Origin of the sequence: Macromonas nakdongensis, from assembly GCF_002837145.1 — a bacterium.
In the GTDB taxonomy this organism is placed as follows: Bacteria; Pseudomonadota; Gammaproteobacteria; order Burkholderiales; family Burkholderiaceae_C; genus Macromonas_B; species Macromonas_B nakdongensis.
In genome coordinates, this window is record NZ_NWMV01000025.1 from 1 (window position 1) to 286 (window position 286).

Annotated in this window: 1 protein-coding gene; it reads right to left on the bottom strand. The window is 79.7% G+C overall.

Features of this window, described 5'->3' with window-relative positions; genetic code table 11:
• A partial coding sequence (locus CON77_RS04775; protein ID WP_157826845.1) for a c-type cytochrome occupies nt 1-286 on the bottom strand: 286 nt, incomplete at both ends.

The following is a 286-nucleotide window of genomic DNA, read 5'->3' on the forward strand; positions in this document are numbered from 1 at the left end:
CGGCGCTGTTGCCGCGGCCGTCGGCCCCGTGGCACGAGGCGCAGTGCCGCTGGTACAGGGCGCCCCCCCGCTCCAGGCTGTGGGCGGCAAAGGCGGTGGGGGAGCGGTGGAAACTGGTGGGCACCGCCGGCGCCCACAGCAGGTGCGTGGGGGGCCAGGGTGCCCACCCCAGGGCCAGGCCCGCCAGCGCCAACACCGGCCAGCGGCCCCGGCGCCACCGCCACGCCAGGGCAGCGGCCAGCGCCACACCCAGCGCCGTGGCCAGGCACAGCACCACCGCCCGGGC